Raw genomic sequence first — 14,466 nt, forward strand, 5'->3', positions numbered from 1 at the left:
CTCCTCAGAAACCAGGGCAGGTCAGCTGATCTTCATCCGCAACTGCGTGAACAAGTCATGGCGCTCGTGGTCTTCCTGTCCGACGAACGCCTTGAACTCACGGAGCTCGTATCCCAGGCGTCCGGATGCCCGCTCCACGGTGTCCAGCGCGAAGTCACGGCTGATGTGGCTCAGATGCCGCTCGACTTCGGGCACAGACAACTGCACCCCGCTTTTGGCAAGCTGCGCAATGATCTGTTCAACACTCAGCGGCTTTGTGACGCTCCGCAGGATCTTGTACACCGGGTCGAGCACGATTTCGGTGGATTCGACGAGGGCCTGCGGCTCCCCTTCTTTGCGGAGCGCCCGGGCAATGGACTCGCCGAGCGCCTGGGCGACCGGCGGGGGAAACGCATTGCCGATCTGCCGGTACCGCGTTGTCTTCTTCCCGTGGAACACCCAGTCGTCGCCCGACCAACCCTGGATACGGGCCACCATCTCGGTAGTCAGTTTGGGACCTGGCACGCCGTCTGGGGCGCGCCACCCCGCGGGCGGTGCCGCGTCGTTGACACCGAGGGCATCGACGCCCAGCTTCGCCCACGCTTTCTTCGCCCGTGTCGGCCCCAGATCGGCGCCGCCGTGCTTCTTGGAGCCGCCCACGATGGTCGGAGCGATGTCGTTCGCACCTTCCGCCCAGGCAGCGGCACCTTCCCAGCCGTTGGCCGCCATGAGGTCGACGAGGGTCTCGCCCACCGTCGGCGGGCGGCCGGCCTTGGGCTGCGGCCACGCAAAGTACGGGGCGAACTCAGCCTGCAGGGCCACGAGCACGAACCGGGGCCGAAGCTGGGGCACACCGAAGTCAGCAGCGTGGATCAGCTGCCAGAACGGGATGTAGCCCGCGTCTTGGAGCCGGTTCCAGACTTCCTGGCGGTACGCCGCGAACCGGCCGGTGCTGAGACCCCTGACGTTCTCGAGCAGCAGCGCCTTGGGCTGGATCCGCGTGCAGACGGACACTGCCCACGCAAACAGATCCCGCTCATCCCCGGCGCCGATCTGCTTCCCGGCGATGCTGAACGGAGGGCAGGGGACACCTCCAGCGAGGAGGTCAACTCCCTTGTACTCATCGGGCTCCCAGATATCCGGGTCGGCGGCGTCACCGATCCGGATGTCCCAGTCCTCGCCGGTCCTCGCAGCGTTCACGCGCAGCGTCTCGGCGGCGTTCGCATCCAATTCGACAGCGAGGAGGTGGCGGAATCCAGCCCGGTGCAGGCCGAGCGACTGCCCGCCGGCACCAGCGCAGATTTCGACGACGTCGAGCGGGCCAGTGCCCTCCGATGCCGACATGACGTCCCTCCCAATGCGCACGGACAGATCCGGCCGGGTCAAGTGACCAACGACTTGCCGGTCAAACGGCAACGCAACCCTTGGCATGCCGCGTCCAGAACCCTATCCCCAGCTGCCGCTCCGCCAGCGGATCCCGGGACCGCGAGTCGATCATATGTGCGACTCTAGAGACTCGCCCCGACACGGCCTCGAATCCTCATTCCCGCTGGTCAGACATGCCGACGCAGACGCCGCAGCTGCGCCGCAGACGAGGGCGCAGCAGTGGCCTGGCGCCGTGAAGTGCATTCGAAGGTGCGAGTCCACAGGGTAGAGCAACCTCGCAAAACGGCCGAATCCGCCGTGCGCCAACGCGGCCAGCGCCGGCGCGTCAATCGTCCAGCGATGCCTTCAGCGCCGCCCGGGCATCGGCGGGCAGCCGGCGATAGGCGTTCCACGCGCGGTCCAGCGGGGTCGAGCCCCGCCTGCCGCGCTCCATCCATCGGACGAGGCGTCGCCTGTCCTCGGCATCAAGCGCCCGGATATCACCGAGCAGTCCGGCCGCGTCGGCTGTACCCCCGCCGGACCCGGAGCGGCACCGCTTGCACTCCGTGACGAGCAGCGTCTCCCGCCGCCCGTCGGGCATGACGGTTTCGCGGCGGGTCGCCGACAGCACGGCCGTCTGGTTGGAGTCCTCTAGGTAGACGTCGCCGCCGCTGATGCCGCACACCGTGCACATGAAGTCGTCCCGGTCCATGGCATCCAGACGCTCTTTTGCAGTGACCGCCTTCGAGGCGCCGGCACGGCGGGCGGCGGGGTCCCATACGGGTACCCCGGCCCGCACGAAGCGCTGCTCCTCTGCCATCAAGGTCGCATCCTCAGTGCTTGCCAGGATCACCCAGCCGTGGGTGCGGAGGTCCCTGATCCGGCGGTCGGCCTGCGCGACACCGGGAAATGCCTGCCTCAGGTCTTCTTTGGTGAAGGTTCCGCCTTCACCGACTTCCTGCATAAGCCAGAGTGCGCCGCGGACCATGGTTCCCGCTTTGGAATTCGGGTCATTCCAGACAGGCAGCGCCACCGTTCGCTCCGTTCCCCAGGCCGTGTCGGCCCAAATCGTCGTGCTGGACGCCGTCATCGGCGAATCCTGACATGATGCTGCACACCAACGCGCTGGTATTGCCCTGGAGGCTTTGGCATGGCTGTGAGGTTCGGCGTCCCCCCTGAGGCTGAGAACGTGCGCTCGTTGGTGGAAGAGCGCCTCGCCCAGGTCATCCGCGAGGGAGGCGCGCGGCTCACCGTCGAATGGCGGGGAGAGCCCAGGCACTTGGACGTCATCACGATGCCGGTGCACACGCTCTACTTCAACCCGGACACCCACCGCATCCGCGCCCAGCGCACGCTCAACCCGGACCGCAACCGGGTTCTGGAGCAGTCTCCCTGGAGCGAAGAGGGACAGCAGTACCTCAGCGACCTGCTCCGATGGAACCCGTCGAAGCAGGAGGACATCGACCCCGACTACATCGCCCTGCGCGACGAGTTGGACGACTTCGGCCAGAAGGAACCGGGGATCATCACTCCGGACGGCATCCTCGTCGACGGGAACACCCGGGCCGCCGCACTCCGCGACCTGGGTATCAAGGACATCCGCGTAGCCGTCCTGCCGCCCGATACGTCGCGTTCCGACATCAACGACGTCGAACTGTCCATCCAGTTGCGGCGGGACAAGCGGCGCGACTACTCCTATATCAACAGGCTCATCGCCATCGAGGATGAACTCGCGGCAGGGCGCCGTGAGGAGGACGTCGCCAAGGCCTTCAACATCAAGACCCCCACCCTCCACCAGGACAGATGGGTCTACCAGTTGATCCTTGAAGCGATCGAACGCAGCAAGTCGGCAGGGAAGGCGTCGCTGCGCCTCGTGGACTTCGAAGACCACCAGGAGAAGCTCCGCGAGCTGTGCCGCGATTTCACCAAGCTGGCCAAGGTCGACCCCGACGCGGCCGAGCAGCTCAAGGAGTCGCGCTTGGCCATGGTCGTGCTGAACTTCCCGAAGACCTCGCTCCGTTTGGCTGAAGCCGACTTCCACGCGCGGTACCTCGACGAGCGGCTTCCCCCGCAACTGCGTCCGAGCGTCCAGGAAGCCTCGTCGGTCGCCATCCCGGGCCTCCCAGGAGTCGCAATCGCCGACGGCAGCACGGCTGTGAGGACCGGGAGGGCGCTGACGGACACGCTTCTCCAAGCCAAAGCAGCGTCCCAGGTCGACGCCAAGGCCGATCCCGCGCGGGTCTCCGAAGCTGACGGCCTGCTGCGTGCCGCGCGCGAAACGTTCGACACAGCTGTCCGGCTCGCAGGCCAGAACGCCATGCTGGAGAAGCGCAAGATCGCCGTTCCTACCCGGCTGTCCGATGCTGCCGACTATGTCGCGCAATGCGCAGCCGAGTTCGCCGACGCCCGCGCCAAGCGGACGCTGGATGAGGAGGCTTTCGACGAGGCGCTGATCACGCTGCGCGCAAGCCTTGTACGGCTGGCCAAACAGGCCGGGCGAGCGTTCAGCGACCCGGGTGAGGGCGTGGCCTGGCTCCTCGACTCCACCCGGGATGCCCGGTGACCGCACCGTCGGCCGAACCAAGCCTCGCCATCGGCTTCGGCGAGGACGTCACCAAGGCCCGGCTGCGGGCGGCTAAGAGCTTCGAGAGCGATCTGCGGCGCCTCGCTCTGCGATTCCGCACCAGCGTGCAACGCTCCGCGGGCACGATGGAGGTGGCGATCGACGATCTGCTGACCAACCTTGCGGCTCTCGCCAACTGGCCGCAGCACGACACAGTCTCCTGGGACCCGCAGTTGGCCGCGCTCGCCACGGACTCGGCTGCCGATGCGCAGGCCGTCGCAGCACGGCTTGACCCGACCGCGGACCACAACGGCGAAGTGCACCCGGACGACCTGCTCGAGATCCTCGGCCCCGGCTGGATGGGAGCACTGACGCCGTTCCAGCGACGCGACACCGCCAAGCTGCTCTCGCTTCGGCACGGCGCGAACTTCTCCGTGCCCGGAGCTGGCAAGACCCGGGTCGGCCTTGCTCTGTTCCAGGCCCTGCGGCACGCCGGCGACGTCCGTCGGCTCCTGATCGTCGGCCCCAAATCGTGCTACGAATCCTGGGCGTACGAGAACCGGCAGTGCCTGGGCGAGCCATTGCGGATGCAGGTTTTCTCCCGGGATGCGGACGCCGCTGCTGACGCACTGATCGTGAACTACGAACGCCTTGACGGCGCCGTGAACGAACTCGGCGCATGGCTGGCCGCGCGGCCATCCCTGCTCCTGCTCGACGAGGCCCACCGGATGAAGCTCGGTGCGGAGGGCACGTACGGCTCCGCATGCCTCGCCCTCGGCCCCCGGGCCCGCCGTCGGCTCATCCTCACGGGGACGCCCGCCCCCAACGGGGTCAAAGACCTGGAGAACCTGTTCGGCTTCGTCTGGCCGGGGCACGGGCGGCAGCAGGTCGTCCAAGCCGTCGCGGGTGGCGACCTGGCCAAGGCCAGCAGAGTGCTGCGGCCGCTGTTCACCCGCACCACGAAGCACGAACTCGGGCTCCCGCCAGTAACGACGAGCATCCGCCTTCTTCCCCTGCCGCCGTTGCACCAAGAAGTGTACGACGCGCTGGCTGGCCGCTACTCCTCCCGGGCCACGGGCTGGGAGGACGACTTCCGCGCCCTCGGACGTGCTGTCGTCTACATGCTGATGGCTGCGACAAGCCCAGCCCTCCTCGCTGTCGGTACCACGAAGTACGAGCCGCTCGCCTACCGCGTGCCTCCTCTCACCGCCGGCGAGGGCACCCCGCTGTACGACCTCATGCAGGATCTGCCCAGCTACGAGATGTCACCGAAGTACCAGGAGGTTCTGGCCATTGTTGCCGCAAACGCGGCCCTGGGCCGGAAGACCCTGGTGTGGTCGACGTTCATCCGCAGCCTCAACACACTGCAGCGGCTTCTGGCAAGCTACTCGCCGGCCGTGGTCCACGGAGGCACCGAGGACCGCGAACAGCAGATCAGCCGCTTCCGGGACGACCCCGACTGCATGGTGCTGCTGTCCAACCCGGCAACCCTCGGCGAAGGCATCAGTCTCCACCACGACTGCCACGACGCGGTCTACGTCGACCGGGACTTCGCGGCTGGACGCTTCCTGCAGAGCCTCGACCGCATCCACCGGCTCGGCCTCGCGCCAGACACCGAGACACGCGTGGTCGTCCTCGCGTCGGAGGGCACCGTCGACGAAGTCGTCGCCCAGCGGCTCAACGACAAACTGCAGTTCATGGGCCGCATCCTCGACGACCCGACCGTCCAAGAACTCGCCGACCTCGATGAGGAGCCGGCCATCGGCGGCGGGATGGACATGCGGGATATCCAGGCGCTCATCGGCCACGTCCGTGCCCGTACCCCCTGATCCGGTCCTGCTCGCGGCGCGGCGGTGGCTTGAGCGTCTGCCCGCTTCCGGTCCCGCGCGCTGCCGTGCCCTTTTCACCACCCATGCGGAGTTCAGCGACCTCACCCCGACCCAGTACGACACCGCCTACACCTGGATTCGGTCCCTGGGATTGCTTGAGCGGAACACCACCGCACCGATCGAGGCGCGGGTTCTCCTGTTCGATGCAGCCATCGCCGACAGCGGCGCTGCCTGGCTTCCTGATGCGGACACGCTGGTGCAGTCCCCCGACGAGCTGCCCGACGACGCCCTCCGGGCGGCAGTAGCACTCGGACTCGATGCCGAGCAGGCTTTCGCCCGTGTCCTCGAAGTCTGGGGAAAGGTCGACACTGCCGAGCGTGCCCGGGTCGGGTCGGCAGGGGAACACGAACTCATGCGGTTGCTCTGCGGTGCGGTAGCAGCCGAAGTCGAACACGTTGCGGCCCGTTCCGACCATTACGGCTACGACATCGCCGTGCGCGCCGCGAATTTCGACGCGCGCCTCGAGGTGAAGGCCACGACCCGCCGCACGCGCCTCACGGTGTTCATCAGCCGCCACGAGTTCGAGACCATGCGCCGGGACCCGACGTGGCACCTCGTGGTCGTCAGGCTAGGTCCCGAACTCCGAGCCTCCGCGATCGCATCTGTGGGACGCGATTGGATCCTGGCTCAAGCACCGGCCGATCGCGGACACGGCCGCTGGGAAGCGTGCCGCCTAGACGTCCCGCCCGACGTCGAAACCCCCGGGGTGCAAGCCCTCGCCCCGGTCCTGTCCGCCGACGCCCCCGGACTCCTGACCGGGACACGCGACTGGGGCCACTGACCCGCGCCTCTGCTCACCGTGACCACCGCCCTGGCATGCTGCCGCGCATGGAAATCGTCATGGTGCGGCAGGTCGGGTTGGGCGAGGCGTTGGCGTTGTGCTCGGCGGCGTTGGAGGAGGCGGGACGGCGTGAGGTGAAGGTGTCGGTGGGTGTGGTCGACGCCGGGGGGAATCTCGTCGCGTTTCAGCGGATGGACGGGGCGGAGATTGCCGGGCCGGAGTTGGCGGTGGGGAAGGCGTATACGGCGGTGGCGAATAGTTGTGCGACGCATGAGTTGACGGAGGCGGCGGCGCCTGGAGGTGGGTTGTACGGGTTGCAGGCGGCCGGTGGGGGGCGGTACGTGGTGTTCGGCGGCGGGGTGCCGTTGCGGTGGGAGGGGCGGGTTGTCGGGGGTGTGGGGGTGAGCGGGGCTCCGGATGCGGCGGATGACGTGGCGTGTGCGGAGGCTGCGGCCGCGGCGTGGAAGTGAACGGGGTGGTGGAGGACGTCACCGCGGACGGGTTGGTGGATGAGTTGGTGGCGCTCGTCCGGCGGTGTGGGAGTGGCCGGATGGTGGTCGGGCTGGTCGGGGCGCCCGGGGCGGGGAAGTCGACGTTGGCGCGGGCTTTGGTGGACGGGGTCGGGGGTGTCCTGGGGCCGGGAGTCGCGGCGTACGTGCCGATGGACGGGTTCCACCTGTCGAACGAACAGCTGGCGCGGATCGGATGGTTGGAGCGCAAGGGGGCGCCGCAGACGTTCGATGCGTGGGGGTACGCGGCGCTGCTCGGGCGGTTGGTGAGCGAGCCGGGGCACGACGTGTTCGTGCCGGATTACGACCGGGTGGTGGATCAGCCGATCGCCGCGCGGCATGTCGTGGCGCCTTCGGTGCGGCTGGTGGTGGCGGAGGGGAACTACCTCGCCGTGGATGCGCCGGAGTGGCGGGCGGTGCGCCGTCATCTGGACCTGCTGTGGTACGTCGATGCACCCGACGAGGTGCGGGAGCAGCGGTTGTTCGCACGGCAGCGGGCCGGCGGGCGGGATGCGGCCGCGGCGCGGGATTGGGTGGAGCGGAGCGATCGGCCCAATGGGGAGGTGGTGAAGGGGACTGCGGGGCGGTGCGATCGGGTGCTGCGGGTAAGGGCGATCGGATGATGGAGCGGCGTTTGGGTGGTTGGGCGGCGTCACCGAGTGCGGGATCGGCCGCGTGGGTGAGCCGCGCAGCCCGCGGAACCTACGCAGCCCGCGGACCCGCGTAGTCGCCTGATCGTGTCGCATGTCCTCCCGGAAGCGGGCTATGTCTGGCACCGTTGTGGGCGTTCCAGCTCCGCCTTGTAAGCCCTTGTAAGCCCTTGTGAGCCTCGTAAGCCATGCAAGCCTCAGGCCCTGGGCCTCGGGCCTTCGGCCCGAGGGCTCGGGCAAGTCTCGGTAAGCGCGTGTCGACAAGTGCGATCCTGCGACGGCGAGGAGTCCGATGTATCCCGGAACGTACGCCCGCACCACGCCCGACAAGCCCGCCGTCGTGATGGCCGGCTCCGGCCGCACCGTCACGTATCGCGAACTCGACGAGAAATCCGTGCGGTTGGCGCGGCTGCTGTACGACGCCGGGCTGCGCCGCGGGCATGGGCTTGCGTTGCTCAGCGACAACAACCCGCGGTGTTTCGAGGTGTATTGGGCGGCGCTGCGGTCGGGGCTGTACATCACCGCGGTCAATCACCACCTGTCGGCCGGCGAAATCGCGTACATCGTGAACGACTGCGGTGCGCGGGCGCTGGTGGCTGCCGCGTCGCTGCGGGGGTTGGCGGAGGCGATCGTGGCGGAGACGCCGGGGGTGGAGGTGCGGCTCGCGTTCGACCAGTCCGCGGATGGTCCGGTGACGGGGCATGCGGACTATGCGGATGCGTTGAAGGGCGTGTCGGCGGAGCCGTTGGCCGAGCAGCCGTGTGGGGCCGACATGTTGTACTCGTCGGGAACGACCGGGATGCCCAAGGGGATTCGCGGCGCGTTGCCGGAGCGGCAGATCGACGACCCGGGGGAATCCCTGGTCAGCGTGTTCGGGGCGTTGTACGGGTTCGACGAGTCGACGGTGTATCTGTCGCCGGCGCCCGTCTACCACGCGGCGCCGCTGCGGTTCGCGGCCGGGATCGTGCACCGCACCGGCGGGACCGTGGTGATGATGGAACGCTTCGATGCGGAGCGGGCGTTGGCGGCGATCGAGGAGCACCGCGTCACGCATTCGCAGTGGGTGCCGACGATGTTCGTGCGGACGTTGAAGCTGCCGGCGGAGGTGCGGGAGCGGTACGACCTGTCGTCGCTGAAGGTGGCGATCCACGCGGCCGCGCCGTGTCCGGTCGAGGTGAAGCGCGCGATGATCGACTGGTGGGGGCCGATCCTGCAGGAGTACTACGCGGCGACCGAGGCCAACGGGGTCACGCTTATCGACGCGGCGCAGTGGCTGGCGAAGCCGGGGTCGGTGGGGCGGGCGGGGCTCGGTGTCATCCGGATCTGCGGGGACGAGGGTGAGGAACTGCCCGCGGGTGAGACGGGGACGGTGTATTTCGAGCGGGAGGAAGCGCCGTTTGAATACCACGGTGATCCGGAGAAGACGCGGGCCGCGCGGCACCCGCAGCATCCGACGTGGACGACGACCGGGGATGTGGGGTACGTCGACGACGAGGGGTTCTTGTTCCTGACCGACCGCAAGGCGTTCATGATCATCTCGGGCGGGGTGAACATCTATCCCCAGGAGATCGAGAACGTGCTTGCGCTGCACCCGAAGGTGCACGACGTCGCGGTCATCGGGGTGCCGGACGAGGAGATGGGCGAGCAGGTCAAGGCCGTCGTCCAGCCGGCCGCGGGTGCGGTGCCCGGGGACGAACTGGAACGCGAGCTGGTCGAGTTCGTCCGCAGCCGCATTGCGCACTACAAGGCGCCGCGCAGTGTGGACTTCGTCGACGAGCTGCCGCGTACGCCGACCGGGAAGCTGGTGAAGCGGATCCTCAAGGCGCGATACGTCTAGGCGCGGTAAGCCCAAGGGCGGTACGCCCAGGCGCCGATGGTCCCGGTGGTCAGTCCCCGACCGGCGATACGTCCCGACCGCCGAAGGTCCAGCCGGTCAGTCCCCCACCTCGGCCACGGTTCCGCCTGTCACTCGGACGAGTTCGTCGAGGGTCGTCGGGTAGACGGTGTGGGCGAGTCCGGCGGCTGCCCAGACCTCGTCGTACTTGCCGAGCCAGGCGTCCACGACGGTGCGGATCGGGGCGGGGTGGCCGGTCGGGGCGACGCCGCCGACCCGTTGGCCGGTGGCCTCGAAGACGAACTCCGGGTCGGCGCGGCGGACTTTCGCCGCGCCGATCAGGCGCGCCACGCGCTTGGTGTCGACCTTGTGCGCGCCGCTGGTCAGGACCAGGAGCGGCGCGCCGTCGGCGTTGAAGACGAGGCTGTTCGCGATCGCGCCGACCTCGCAGCCGAGGGCTTCCGCGGCGGCCGCGGCGGTCGGGACGTCCTGCGGGAGTTCGCGGACCGCACCGGTGATCCCGTGGCGGGCCAGGTCCGCGGCGACACGTTCGAGCGGAGTGGTCATGAGCGGCAGCCTAGCGCGGGTCGGCGGCACGCCACGCGCTGTCGCGCCGACGTGCCGCGCCGCTCGAAGGTGCCGCCATCGCGCCGCGCGCGCCACGGGTCACACCGACTCGGGCCGGAAGAGGTCGTGATCGGAAAGGAGCTTCTCCAACCGGGCCTGGTCGACACGGTTGACCATCGTCTCGGTCTCCTGCCGGTCGCGGATGACCTTGGCGAGGGTGAACGAGGACGTCACGAGGTACAGGCCGCCGAGCGCGACGAAGCCGCGGATCCAGGCCGATACCGGGAGGTAGGCGATGCCGATCCCCATCGCCGCCATGGCGACGACGAAGGAGATCCACGCCTGCATGTAGAACATCGCCGAGTTCTTCGGCTGCAAGGGCGTTGTCATGCATGCATGGTGGCGGGAGCGGGGCGGGGAGGGCCTGAGTAGGGGTACTCAAGTTGAGGGAGTAGGGGGTTATCCACAGGGGGCGCGAAAGCGATTCGACGGGGGTGGGGGTGGCGGGTGAAGGTGGGGGTGTCGGAGAGATCCGGCGGTGGCGGGGGTGGGGGAGGGCGCCCGCAGACTCTCAGCCCGAATTGGTGGGAGGAGGGAGGGCCCGATGAGGGCGAGTGAGAACTCACCGGGCCGGTGACCTACCCCCTACTGCTCCCAAGCCCCATCCAACCCCTCCCCCAACCCCAACCCCCGCGCCGCCAGCCGCACCTCCGCCGTGGCGTCCCGCGGGAACTCCACCGCCCCCATGTCCATCAGCTCGTCGACCCGCTCCGCGTACGCCTCCGGCGTCGCCCCCACCGCGTCCCCCGCAACACCCAGCACGACCCGGGCCGCGCGCCCGCCGCCCACGCTGAAGACCTCCCCGCTGACCGGCACGCCCGCCGACGCCAGCCACACCACGAACGGCGCCACCTTGTCCGCGGTGAAGTGCTTCTCCAGGAAGCCGCGGAACGCCTCGTCCGGGATATTCGCCGTCATCCGCGTGTACGCGCACGGCATGATCGCGTTGACCTTGATCCCGGCCGACCGGCCGTCCATCGCCAGCGACTTGGTCAGTCCCAGCACCCCGCCCTTGGCGGTGATGTAGTGCGTCGTCCCGGTGATGCCGAACAGGGAGTTCGACGTCGTGTTGACGATTCGCCCACCCCGCTCCCGCAGATGCGGCCACGCGGCACGTGTCACTTTCACCGTGGCCAGCAGGTGGATGTCGATCATCCGGTCGAACATCTCCACCGGGATCTGGTCGAACATCCCCCCGTGCGAGATGCCCGCGTTGTTGACCAGCACGTCCAGCCCGCCGAACGTGTCCACCGCGGTCCCCACCACGGCGTCGGCTTCCTCCGCGACGCTGTGCGTGTCGGCGACCGCCTCGCCCCCCGCCGCCACGATCGCCGCGACCACCTCGTCCGCCGGGCTCTCCCCCGCGGCATCGCGCACGTCGTTGACGACGACCTTCGCGCCACGTGCCGCCAGCAGCAGCGCGTGCTCGCGGCCGAGGCCGCGCCCCGCGCCGGTGACCAAGGCGACCTGCCCGTCGAAGCGGATCTCAGACACGGTTGACCTCCGTAAGCGTGGCGCGGCCCGGGTACCGCACGCCCACCTAGAGACAACCTGTTTTCGCTACGGGAATCAAGAGTCCCGCGGGACCTGGCCCGCGCCGGCGAAACCCGCCGACCACGGACCGCCACGCCCTTAAGCCGACACCAAAACCTCTCCCCGCAGATACTCCCGGGCCACCGCCTCCGGCGCCTGCTCGATCTTCCGCGGCGTCACCGTCGGCAGCCCCGCCAGCTTCTCCCGCGTCTCCTCGTCCCGGGGCGTGTACACGGTGACCCGCACCCCCCGCTGATCCCCCATCACCATGTTCACGGTCTGGAGGTTCAGCGTCCCCAGCTCGTGGTGGTACAAGCACTTGATCGCGTTGTCGAAGCCCAACACGTCCTGCCGGTCCCACATTTCGCAGAACTCCGGGGACGCGGACCGCAGCCGGTCCAGCAACTGCGCCCACCCCGGATCGCCCGCGTCCGCCGCGCTCGCCCCGCGCATCTTGGCGACCAGCGACCGCGCCGCGAGCTCCCAGTTCGCGGTCAACGCGCGCCACCCCGGGTCGGTGAAAACCAGCCAGATGATGTTGCGCGAACAGGCCGGCAACGCCGGGTAGTCCCCCATCAACCCCACGTGCGCCCGGTTGCTCGCCAGGATCTCCCAGCGCGGCCCGATCACCGCCGCCGGGAACGGCGACAGCTGGTCGAGGACGGCCTGCACCCCCTCCCCGACCTGAGGCACCGACACCACCAGCTCGGGATCGGGCAGTTCGGCGAGCCGGAAGACGTGCGCACGCTCCACGTCGTCGAGCCCCAGCACCCGCACCACCGACAGCAGCACCTGCGCCGACACGTTGATCGACCGGCCCTGTTCCAGCCACGTGTACCAGGTCACGCCGATACCCGCGAGCAGCGCCACTTCCTCCCGCCGCAGTCCGGGCGTGCGCCGCCGCGGTCCCGGCGGCAGTCCGACCATCTCCGGCGTCGTCCGCTCCCGCCGCGACCGGACGAAGTCGCCCAGGTCCCGCCGCCGCCCGGCGGTCTGCTCACGGGTCGGCCGGACGCGTCGGGCCGGCGATGCGGGAGGAGCCGCACCACCGCTCCAGTCGGCGGGCGAGCCGCCCCAGTCGGCGGTCAACGGTGCGGGTTCTCCCCGAGTGGATTCCTGCGGCATGGTGAAAAGCCTCCGGAGCGGTGACGGGGTACCCGACCATCCTCACCCCTTCCCGCCGAGGTATCCAGGTTCGGCCACTACCAGTATCGCCAGGCTCTCGGTACCAGTTACCGAGCGCGGCCAAGCTCGACGCCATGGCGAACTCGACCACTGTCCTCCCCGCCGCACCGCCCCCGGTCGCGGCCGGAAACGGCGCCCCCTCGACCTGGTGGCGCGCCCTCCCCATCCTTCTCCTCGGCGCTTTCCTCCCCATCCTCGACGCGTTCATCGTCAACGTCGCGCTCGCCGACATCGGCAAGGACCTGCACGCGAGCGAAGCCCAGCTCGAGCTGACGGTGTCCGGTTACGGGGTGGCTTACGCCTGTACGCTCGTCGCGGGCGGCCGCCTCGGCGACCGCTTCGGCCGCCGCCGCCTGTTCCTCACCGGCCTCGTCGGCTTCACCGTGACGTCCGCCGCCTGCGGGCTCGCCCCGAACGTCACCTCGCTCATCGTGTTCCGCATCCTCCAGGGCCTCACCGCCGCGCTCATGTCCCCGCAGGTCCTGGCCGCCATCCAGGCCGGGTTCGACGGCGCGGACCGGCAGCGCGCGGTCGGCATCTTCGGCCTGGTCGCCGGCTCCGCCGGGGCGATCGGCCAGATCGCCGGCGGCCTGCTGCTCCAAGCCGACCTCTTCGGCACCGGCTGGCGCCCGTTGTTCCTGGTCAACGTGCCGATCGGGATCACCGCGTTCCTCCTCGCGCTCCGCCTCGTGCCGGAGACCAAGGCACCCGTCGCGGCCCGGATCGACATCCGCGGCGCGCTGGCCCTGGCCGCCACCATCGCCCTCCTCCTGATCCCGCTCACCCTCGGCCGCGCGGAGGACTGGCCGGTCTGGACCTGGGTCGCGCTCGCGCTCGTCCTGCCCGCCGCGGCCGCGTTCGCCCTCGCCCAAGGGCGGATGGAACGCGCGGGCGGCACGCCGCTGCTCCCGCCGTCGCTGCTGCGGCTCCCGGCGGCCCGCCTGGCGCTGGGCGCCATGCTGATCTTCGCCATCGCCATCGGCGGCTTCATGTTCAGCCTCGCGATGGTGCTCCAGGTGGGCCACGGTTTCACGCCGATCCGCTCCGGGCTCGCGATGACCGCGACGGCGATCGGCTTCTTCGCGGTCGCGGTGTACGCCCAGCCCCTCGTGGCCCGCTTCGGCGCCGCCGTGCTGGTCGTCGGCGCCCTGCTGTTCGGCGGCGGCCTGGCCGCGTTCGCCGCGGTCGCCGCGAACGCGGAAGGGTCACTGACGCTCCCGGAGACGCTCGCGCCGCTGTTCGTCGTCGGCCTCGGCTGGGGCCTGGTCCTGGTGCCGCTGCTCGGGCTGGCGCTCTCCGCGCTCCCCGTCGACCGGGCCGGGCTCGCCGGCGGCGTCCTCACCACCGCCATGCAGATCGGCCTGGCCACCGGTGCCGCGGCCGTCGGCTCCACCCTGTTCGCGGTCATCGGCGACCACCCCGACGACGGCGACTGGCGCACCGGCACGCTCACGGTCGTCGCCGTCCTGTGCGGCCTGTCCGTGGTCACGGCGGTGATCTGCGCCCGACTGCGGCGGGTCATCGCCGCCCGGTGAACACGCGAGTGCCCCG

13 protein-coding genes are annotated in these 14,466 nt (G+C 69.6%); 7 read left to right on the forward strand and 6 right to left on the reverse strand.

Annotation, left to right across the window (positions count from 1 at the left end; all coding sequences use genetic code 11):
• Window positions 1–21 precede the first annotated feature (21 nt).
• Both ACPA54_RS03540 and ACPA54_RS03545 read right to left on the reverse strand, forming a co-directional pair.
• Complete coding sequence (locus ACPA54_RS03540) at window positions 22–1,323, reverse strand: DNA cytosine methyltransferase (RefSeq protein ID WP_423526625.1); 1,302 nt, start codon at window positions 1,321–1,323, stop codon at window positions 22–24.
• A gap of 367 nt (window positions 1,324–1,690) precedes the next feature.
• Window positions 1,691–2,434 (reverse strand): hypothetical protein, encoded by a 744-nt coding sequence (locus ACPA54_RS03545; protein WP_423526626.1) that lies wholly within the window; start codon window positions 2,432–2,434, stop codon window positions 1,691–1,693.
• A gap of 99 nt (window positions 2,435–2,533) precedes the next feature.
• On the opposite strand from ACPA54_RS03545, the gene ACPA54_RS03550 reads away from it, so the two are divergent.
• From ACPA54_RS03550 to ACPA54_RS03575, 6 genes are all read left to right on the forward strand, one after another.
• The gene (locus ACPA54_RS03550; protein ID WP_423526627.1) at window positions 2,534–3,907 is read left to right on the forward strand and encodes a transcriptional regulator; all 1,374 of its coding nucleotides are present in this window, start codon (window positions 2,534–2,536) and stop codon (window positions 3,905–3,907) included.
• Window positions 3,904–5,736 carry a DEAD/DEAH box helicase gene (locus ACPA54_RS03555; RefSeq protein ID WP_423526629.1) on the forward strand — a complete coding sequence of 611 codons (1,833 nt, stop codon included), beginning with the start codon at window positions 3,904–3,906 and terminating at the stop codon, window positions 5,734–5,736. The genes ACPA54_RS03550 and ACPA54_RS03555 overlap by 4 nt, the downstream gene beginning before the upstream one ends.
• A complete protein-coding gene (locus ACPA54_RS03560; protein ID WP_423526630.1) occupies window positions 5,720–6,577 on the forward strand; it encodes a protein NO VEIN domain-containing protein in 858 nt (285 codons plus the stop codon). Before ACPA54_RS03555 ends, ACPA54_RS03560 begins: the two co-directional genes overlap by 17 nt.
• 47 nt (window positions 6,578–6,624) lie before the next feature.
• On the forward strand, window positions 6,625–7,047 hold the full coding sequence (locus ACPA54_RS03565; protein WP_423526631.1) for a GlcG/HbpS family heme-binding protein: 423 nt from the start codon (window positions 6,625–6,627) through the stop codon (window positions 7,045–7,047).
• Window positions 7,038–7,709: a nucleoside/nucleotide kinase family protein gene (locus ACPA54_RS03570; RefSeq protein ID WP_423526632.1), complete on the forward strand. Its 672-nt coding sequence runs from the start codon at window positions 7,038–7,040 to the stop codon at window positions 7,707–7,709. The genes ACPA54_RS03565 and ACPA54_RS03570 overlap by 10 nt, the downstream gene beginning before the upstream one ends.
• 319 nt (window positions 7,710–8,028) lie before the next feature.
• Window positions 8,029–9,573: an acyl-CoA synthetase gene (locus ACPA54_RS03575; protein WP_423526634.1), complete on the forward strand. Its 1,545-nt coding sequence runs from the start codon at window positions 8,029–8,031 to the stop codon at window positions 9,571–9,573.
• Between the two features lie 96 nt (window positions 9,574–9,669).
• On the opposite strand, the gene ACPA54_RS03580 is transcribed toward ACPA54_RS03575, so the two are convergent.
• The 4 genes from ACPA54_RS03580 to ACPA54_RS03595 all read right to left on the reverse strand — a co-directional run bounded on the left by ACPA54_RS03580 (window position 9,670) and on the right by ACPA54_RS03595 (window position 12,855).
• Window positions 9,670–10,137, reverse strand: coding sequence for a YbaK/EbsC family protein (locus tag ACPA54_RS03580; protein ID WP_423526636.1), 468 nt, complete (start codon window positions 10,135–10,137; stop codon window positions 9,670–9,672).
• A gap of 99 nt (window positions 10,138–10,236) precedes the next feature.
• Window positions 10,237–10,527, reverse strand: coding sequence for a YiaA/YiaB family inner membrane protein (locus ACPA54_RS03585; protein ID WP_345681086.1), 291 nt, complete (start codon window positions 10,525–10,527; stop codon window positions 10,237–10,239).
• A gap of 255 nt (window positions 10,528–10,782) precedes the next feature.
• On the reverse strand, window positions 10,783–11,691 hold the full coding sequence (locus tag ACPA54_RS03590) for an SDR family NAD(P)-dependent oxidoreductase (protein ID WP_423526638.1): 909 nt from the start codon (window positions 11,689–11,691) through the stop codon (window positions 10,783–10,785).
• 138 nt (window positions 11,692–11,829) lie between these two features.
• Complete coding sequence (locus tag ACPA54_RS03595; RefSeq protein WP_423526640.1) at window positions 11,830–12,855, reverse strand: helix-turn-helix transcriptional regulator; 1,026 nt, start codon at window positions 12,853–12,855, stop codon at window positions 11,830–11,832.
• 134 nt (window positions 12,856–12,989) lie between these two features.
• Between ACPA54_RS03595 and ACPA54_RS03600 the strand changes: the two genes are divergently transcribed.
• The gene (locus ACPA54_RS03600) at window positions 12,990–14,450 is read left to right on the forward strand and encodes an MFS transporter (RefSeq protein ID WP_423526642.1); all 1,461 of its coding nucleotides are present in this window, start codon (window positions 12,990–12,992) and stop codon (window positions 14,448–14,450) included.
• Window positions 14,451–14,466: the final 16 nt, after the last annotated feature.

The sequence above is a fragment of the Uniformispora flossi genome, assembly GCF_049534875.1.
GTDB classification, from domain to species: Bacteria; Actinomycetota; Actinomycetes; order Streptomycetales; family Streptomycetaceae; genus Yinghuangia; species Yinghuangia aomiensis.